Annotated in this window: 5 protein-coding genes and 1 pseudogene; 4 read left to right on the top strand and 2 right to left on the bottom strand. The window is 74.0% G+C overall.

Features of this window, described 5'->3' with window-relative positions; translation table 11 throughout:
• On the bottom strand, positions 1-1,378 hold a 1,378-nt coding region (locus MPTA5024_RS30340; protein ID WP_232326703.1), incomplete at its 3' end, for an MFS transporter.
• A gap of 82 nt (positions 1,379-1,460) precedes the next feature.
• Between MPTA5024_RS30340 and MPTA5024_RS30335 the strand changes: the two genes are divergently transcribed.
• Positions 1,461-2,027 (top strand): TetR/AcrR family transcriptional regulator, encoded by a 567-nt coding sequence (locus MPTA5024_RS30335; RefSeq protein ID WP_036330660.1) that lies wholly within the window; start codon positions 1,461-1,463, stop codon positions 2,025-2,027.
• Here the strand turns inward: MPTA5024_RS30335 and MPTA5024_RS30330 are convergent.
• Positions 1,987-2,976, bottom strand: coding sequence for a GlxA family transcriptional regulator (locus MPTA5024_RS30330; protein WP_051458851.1), 990 nt, complete (start codon positions 2,974-2,976; stop codon positions 1,987-1,989). The genes MPTA5024_RS30335 and MPTA5024_RS30330 overlap by 41 nt on opposite strands.
• A gap of 70 nt (positions 2,977-3,046) precedes the next feature.
• Here MPTA5024_RS30330 and MPTA5024_RS41435 point away from each other — a divergent pair, with 70 nt between their 5' ends.
• The 3 genes and pseudogenes from MPTA5024_RS41435 to MPTA5024_RS42810 all read left to right on the top strand — a co-directional run.
• Positions 3,047-4,306, top strand: a complete 1,260-nt coding sequence (locus tag MPTA5024_RS41435; RefSeq protein ID WP_036330658.1) for an MFS transporter — start codon at positions 3,047-3,049, stop codon at positions 4,304-4,306.
• On the top strand, positions 4,303-4,953 hold the full coding sequence (locus MPTA5024_RS41430) for a peptidyl-tRNA hydrolase (protein WP_036330656.1): 651 nt from the start codon (positions 4,303-4,305) through the stop codon (positions 4,951-4,953). The genes MPTA5024_RS41435 and MPTA5024_RS41430 overlap by 4 nt, the downstream gene beginning before the upstream one ends.
• Before the next feature lie 46 nt (positions 4,954-4,999).
• A pseudogene (locus MPTA5024_RS42810) lies at positions 5,000-5,286 on the top strand (hypothetical protein); the annotation flags it as partial.

Genomic DNA, 5,286 nt, shown 5'->3' with positions numbered 1-5,286 from the left:
AGCCCCTTCGGCCGGGGATGGCCAGCGCCGCGGCGGCCAGCGCCAGCGCGGCGAAGACGGCCGCGGCGGCGAACGCGGCGGCCATGCCGCCGACGAGCGTGCCGTCGCGCATGGCTGTGCCGAACACGGTCACCAGGACGGCCGATCCCAGCGCCCCGCCCGCCCAGACCATCGTCTGCGCCAGCCCGGACGCCGCCCCCGACTCGCGGGGGCCCACCCCCGCGAGGATGGTCGCGTTCAGCGGCATGAAGGACAGCCCGCCGCCGATCCCGAGCAGCAGCATCGGCCCGAGCAGGCCGTCCGTGTACCCGGTTCCGGGCCCGACCCGGGTGAGCCACACGAGCCCGGCGAGCGACAGCGTGGTCCCGGCGACGATGACGGCCCTGGCGCCGAACCGGGGGAGCAGCCGCGGCACCACCCGTACGACGGCGAACTGCGTGAGCGCCATCGGCAGGAACGCGAACCCGGCCCGCAGCGGGTCCAGGCCCAGGACGAGCTGGACGAACTGGGTCATCAGGAAGAAGAACCCGAACATGCCGGCCGCGAGCAGCAACTGGACGAGGTAGGCGGCGGCGCGGGCCCGGTCGGCCAGCAGCGCCGGCGGCACGATCGGCTGCCGCGCCCGGGTCTCCACGGCGGCGAACCCGGCCAGCAGCGCCGCCGCCGCGACGAAGGCGGGGGCGGCCTCGCGCCAGCCGGCGTCGGCGACCGTGACCAGCGCGTACACGAGGGAGACCATTCCGCCGGTCACCGTCACGGCCCCGGCGACATCGAAGCGGCCGGGGTGCCGGTCGGGCTCGCGGATGAAGCGCGGCGCGAGCGCGACCACGAGTAGCCCGATCGGGACGTTCACGAAGAACACCCAGCGCCAGGACGTCGTGTCGGTGAGCAGACCGCCCAGAATCAGGCCTATGGAGCCGCCGGCCCCTGTGACGGCGGAGTAGAGGCTTATCGCGCGGTTGCGGGCCGCGCCCTCGGGAAACGTGGTGGCGATCAGGGCGAGGATGCTCGGGCCGGCGACCGCGGCCCCGACCCCCTGGGCGGCCCGCGCGGCCAGCAGTCCCCAGGCGGCCGTGGCGAGCCCGCCCATCAGTGAGCCGAGCGTGAAGACGAGGACGCCCGCGACGAAGACGCGGCGCCGGCCGAGGATGTCCCCGGCCCGGCCGCCGAGCGTCAGCAGGCCGCCGAAGGCGAGCAGGTAGGCGTTCATCACCCAGGACAGCCCGGTGGGGGAGAACCCGACGTCCTGCTGGATCCTGGGCAGGGCGATGGTCACGATGGTCGAGTCCAGGCCGATCATGAGCTGGCACGTCACCACCACGGCGAGCGCCAGGCGGGTGTGCGTCCGCGCGCGAAGGGATACCGTGAGCGTCGACAAACGAGCCTCCGAGGGATTAAGTGGAGGTAACCTCCGGTAAAGGAATATACGGAGGCGACCTCCGCTTCGCAAGGGTGTTGCCATGAACAGGCCCATGCGCGCCGACGCGCGCCGCAACTACGACCGCCTGCTCGCCGAGGCACGGGTGCTGTTCGAGGAGCAGGGGCCGGACGCGCCGCTGGAGGACATCGCACGGCGGGCCGAGGTCGGCATCGGCACGCTCTACCGGCACTTCCCCACGCGGCAGGCCCTTCAGGAGGCGGTCTACCGGGACCAGATCGAGGCGCTGGCCCAGGAGGCGTACGACCTGGCGGAGCGGAGCCGGCCGGAGGAGGCGCTCATGCGCTGGATCCGGTCGATGCTGGCGCACGCGGTGGCCAAGCGCGGCCTCAACCGGGCGCTGATGGCGACGCTCGGCAAGGAGTCGGACCTGTTCGCGGCGTGCCGGCAGCAGATCAACGCCGCCGGCGAGGCGCTGCTGGCCCCCGCGCAGGAGGCGGGGGCGGTCCGCAAGGACCTGGAGGTGGGCGAGCTGCTCAAGCTGGTCCACGGGGTGTCGGTGGCGACCGAGCGGTCACCCGACGGCGCCGACCGCCTGATCACCCTCATCATCGAAGGGCTGCGGCCCCTGGACGACCGGCCTCGGTGAGGGGGCTGCGGAACGTCTGCCGGTAGGCCAGCGGCGGCACGCCTACGGCGGCGTGGAGGTGCTGGCGGAGCGAGACGCCCGTGCCGAACCCCGCCTTGCGGGCGATCAGGTCGACCGGCAGGTCGGTGGTCTCCAGCAGGTGGCGCGCGTGCTCGACCCGCTGCCGGGTGAGCCACCTGGCCGGGCTGAGGCCCGTCTCCTCGCGGAACCTGCGGGTGAACGTCCGGATGCTCATCCTGGCGTGCGCGGCCAGCGCGGCCAGGTCCAGCGGCTCGTGCAGGTTCTCCAGCATCCACGCCCGGGTGGGCGCGGTGGTGGTCCCCGCGGGGTCGGGCACGGGGCGCTCGATGTACTGCGCCTGGCCGCCCTCCCGGAACGGCGGGGTCACGCAACGCCTGGCCGTCCGGTTGGCCACCTCGCTGCCGTGGTCGCGGCGGATGACGTGCAGGCACAGGTCGATGCCGGCCGCGACGCCGGCCGAGGTGAGCAGGTCGCCGTCGTCGATGAAGAGGACCTCGGGATCGAGGCGCACCCGGGGGAACAGCGAGCGGAACCGGTCGGCGTTGCGCCAGTGTGTCGCGGCCGGCCGGCCGTCGAGCAGCCCGGCCGCGGCCAGGACGAAGGCGCCGGTGCAGATGGAGATCAGCCGCGACCGCCCGGCGGCCTCGCGCAGCGCGTCCCGCACCCGCGGGTCCAGCGTGCCGTCCTCGATGGGAGGACCGCCGTGGATGCCCGGCACCACCACGGTGTCGGCCGTGGCGAGCACGCCGAGGTCGTGGTCGGGCACCACGCTGTATCCGGCGCGCGTGCGGACCGGGCCGCCGTCGGGCGTGCAGGTGACCACCTCGTAGAGCGGCCCACCGTCCTCGGCGGCCCAGAACACCTGCCCCGGGACGCCCAGGTCGAGGGTGGCGAAGTCCTCCAGCACGAGGACGGCGACGCGATGCATGGCCCGATTGTTTCACATATTGGCTTTCGGGCCACTGGCTGGGGCGGATCCCCCCCACCAGGATGGGCGCATGAGATCGCTTCATCGGGCCTGGTTCGTGGCCGCCGCCGCCTTCGTCGCCATCCTCGGAGCCGCGGGCTTCCGCGCCACGCCGGGCGTGCTGATCACTCCGCTGCAGGACGAGTTCGGGTGGTCCAGGGGGACGATCTCGCTCGCCGTCTCGGTGAACCTGATGCTGTACGGCCTGTGCGCGCCGTTCGCCGCGGCCCTGATGGACCGGTTCGGCATGCGCCGGGTGGTCACGTGCGCCCTCGCGCTGGTCGCGGCCGGCAGCGGGCTGACCGTGTTCATGACTGCGAGCTGGGAGCTGGTCGCGCTGTGGGGCGTGCTCGTCGGGCTCGGCACCGGCTCGATGGCCCTGGTGTTCGCCGCGACGCTGACCGATCGGTGGTTCGTCCGGCACCGCGGGCTCGTGACGGGGATCCTGACGGCCGGGGGGGCCACCGGCCAGCTCGTCTTCCTCCCGGTGCTGGCGCACCTCGCCGAGATGCAGGGCTGGCGGTACGCCGCCCTCACCGTGTCGGGCGCGGCCCTGGCCGTCGTCCCCCTCGTGTGGTTCCTCATCCGCGACACCCCCGAGGAGCTCGGGCTGACCGCGCTGGGCGCCGCCGAGCCCGTCGTGCGGACCCCGGGCAGGGGGGCGTCGGCGCGGGCGCTGCGGGTCCTGCGGTCCGCGTCCAGGAAGCGGTCGTTCTGGTTCCTCGTGGGGGGCTTCGCCATCTGCGGCGCGAGCACGAACGGCCTGGTCGGCACGCACTTCATCCCGGCCGCCCACGATCACGGCATGGGGGAGACCGCCGCCGCCTCGCTGCTCGCGCTCGTCGGGGTCTTCGACATCGTCGGCACGGTCGCCTCCGGGTGGCTGAGCGACCGGGTGGACTCGCGGGTCCTGCTCACCGTCTACTACGCGCTGCGCGGGTTGTCGCTGCTGGTCCTGCCGCAGCTGTTCGCGGCCACCTCCCATCCCAGCATGCTCGTGTTCATCGTCTTCTACGGCCTCGACTGGGTGGCGACGGTGCCGCCCACGGTGGCCCTGTGCCGGAAGATCTTCGGGGCGGAGGGCGCGGTCGTGTTCGGCTGGGTGTTCGCCTCGCACCAGGTGGGCGCCGCGATCGCCGCCACCGTCGCCGGCGTCACCCGCGACCACCTCGGCAACTACGACGCCGCCTGGTACGGCGCGGGGCTGCTGTGCCTGCTCGCCGCCCTCATGTCGTCCCGCGTGGTGACCCGTGCGGAGCGGCCCAGGGAGGCTGCGATCCTGGTCGGGTGACAGAACGCGTGCTCCCCCTCGTCGTCCGCATCGAACGCGCGGCCCCGCCCGAGCGGACCGACGCGCTTGAGGCGGCCGCGACGGCGGTCCTGCGGATGCTCGACCAGGACGACTGGGCCGGCGAGATCGAGGAGTGGCAGGACGGCCGGATCAGGAAGGTGGTGCGCCGGGCGCGCGGCGCGGAGTGGCGGCGCGTGCTCGCCCTTCCCGGGATCACGGTCACGGCCGGGACGGCCGAGGTCCGGGTGCACCCCCCGGTGCGGCTGGACGACTGGCCCAAGGACCTGTCCCGGCTCCAGGTCTCGGGCACCGAGCTGGGCGACTCCGCCCCGCCGCCCGTCCCCGATCCGGACGTCCCCGTGCTCTGGGTCAACCCTCACCTGGACATGACGGCCGGCAAGGCCATGGCGCAGGCCGGCCACGGCGCCCAGTTCGCATGGTGGGGCGCCGGCGAGGAGGACCGGGCCGCCTGGCGGGAGCGCGGTCTCGCCGTGAGCGTCCGCACGGCCCCGCCCGGGAGCTGGGCCGATCTGGCCGGCGGCGGCCTTCCAGTGGTGCGGGACGCCGGCTTCACGGAGATCGAACCGGGCAGCGCCACGGTGGTCGCCGACGCGCCCTGGCTGCGTACGGGCGTTCCCGAAGTGTGATGGGGAACGCACCCGAATTACCCCGATATGCCGTACGCTCCCGATCGTGTCACCTGGGGACTATGGGACGAAAGCCGTACCGTCGTACGTAGCAGCCGAGGCGGAGACGACTCCGCTGCCGAAGATCACGGTCCCCGAGCCCCCGCCACCCCCCGGCTCCGGCAAGGGGCTCGGCGACCTGCCGATGCGGGTGGTCTACCGGGTGATCGCGGCGGGTGTCGCGGTCGCCGTCGTCGGGGGGATCGGCGCCGCCGTACTGCTCGGCAGGGGGGACTCCGGCTCCCGCGTCACCGCGGCCGGCCCGCCGCCCGCCGCGAGCGCCCCGGCCGGGGT

It is taken from the genome of Microbispora sp. ATCC PTA-5024, from assembly GCF_000511135.2.
GTDB lineage: Bacteria > Actinomycetota > Actinomycetes > Streptosporangiales > Streptosporangiaceae > Microbispora > Microbispora corallina.
The sequence above is the reverse complement of the archived record's forward strand: the minus strand, read 5'-3'. Positions and strand labels throughout refer to the sequence as shown.

Coding starts and splice junctions, on each gene's coding strand:
- MPTA5024_RS30335 (WP_036330660.1), top strand. CDS start 1,461: ATGAACAGGCCCATGCGCGCCGACGCGCGCCGCAACTACGACCGCCTG.
- MPTA5024_RS30330 (WP_051458851.1), bottom strand. CDS start 2,976: ATGCATCGCGTCGCCGTCCTCGTGCTGGAGGACTTCGCCACCCTCGAC.
- MPTA5024_RS41435 (WP_036330658.1), top strand. CDS start 3,047: ATGAGATCGCTTCATCGGGCCTGGTTCGTGGCCGCCGCCGCCTTCGTC.